This is a genomic window from Flexivirga lutea, assembly GCF_054778955.1.
Window position 1 is genome coordinate 1 of record NZ_BAAGZB010000010.1, and the last position, 1,056, is coordinate 1,056.

A 1,056-nucleotide genomic window follows, 5' to 3' on the forward strand; every position below is an offset into this window, starting at 1 on the left:
TGGTCGCGGAAGATGATCAGCCGGGACAGCAGGCCGGGGTAGCGGCGGGCGCGGGAGTCCATGCCGATGATGTCGCCGGTGCCGGGGTGGGTGAACAGGCGGCGGATCTGTGGGCCGGTGGGGTCGCCGGTGGTGACCCATTCGCGGACGAGGTCGGCGGGGATGGGGCCGTAGCCGGGCGCGTGGGCGGGTGTTTCGCCCAGGAGGGTGTCGATGGGCATGAGTAGGTCCACGGTTACCCCGAGGACGTCGTGGTGGCGGGCGCGTCCGGTGACACGTTCGACGAGCGTGTCGGCCATCACCTGGCCTCGTGGCCGGCGATCCTTGCGCTGATGCTCTGCCTCCTGCGTGGCGTTCTTCGTCTCCGCGTCGGCGGCAGTGGTGAGTGCGGCCATGCAGGCCAGGCCGTCCTTGGCGGGAAGGAGCGCGGACAGGCGGCACATGTTGTCCGCCGCGGGCCGTAGGTGGACCCGTCGATCGGTCTCCGCCTGCTTGCGGCGTTCGGCGATCGGCTCGGGTGCCACCTGGCAGGCTTGTGTCTTCGCCAGGTGCGCCAACTGGTTGCCGGACACGGTGCCGAGGTCCTCGCGGATGCCGCGGTCGACCGCCGCCCGCTCGGCACCAGTCAGCCCGGACGTCTCGCGCACCACCCGGTGTGCGTCGTACTCACTGATGACCCCGGCGGCGAGCGCGGCCAGCGTGTGCGGCATGTCCTCGGTCAACGCGTGCGCGAGGTTGACGAACTCCCCGCCGCGGTGCGGGGTGCACCGGCGGGCGAACCCGACCTGGGATCCGACCAACCGCTTCGTGGCCTGACGGGCGATCCGGCGCCGGTCGTCCGCGTCGCGTTGTTCGGCATGGGCCTGCATCACCAGCCGGGCTTGGCGGGCACTGATCGCGTTGCGCAGCTCCTCCAGTGCTCGCATCTCAGCCCACGGGTCATCGGTGGCGACCGGGTCGTCCAACCGGTCGTGGAACGCCCGGACCACGACGGCATCGAGCGTTGCGGCGCCTCGCGCGCTGCCCGATCCGATATCGTTCATGTGTTCGAGTATG

1 protein-coding gene is annotated in these 1,056 nt (G+C 70.8%); it reads right to left on the minus strand.

Annotation, left to right across the window (positions count from 1 at the left end):
- On the minus strand, positions 1-1,043 hold a 1,043-nt coding region (locus tag ACYVBN_RS18350; RefSeq protein ID WP_460601768.1), incomplete at its 3' end, for a DUF222 domain-containing protein.
- Between the last annotated feature and the right edge of the window lie 13 nt (positions 1,044-1,056).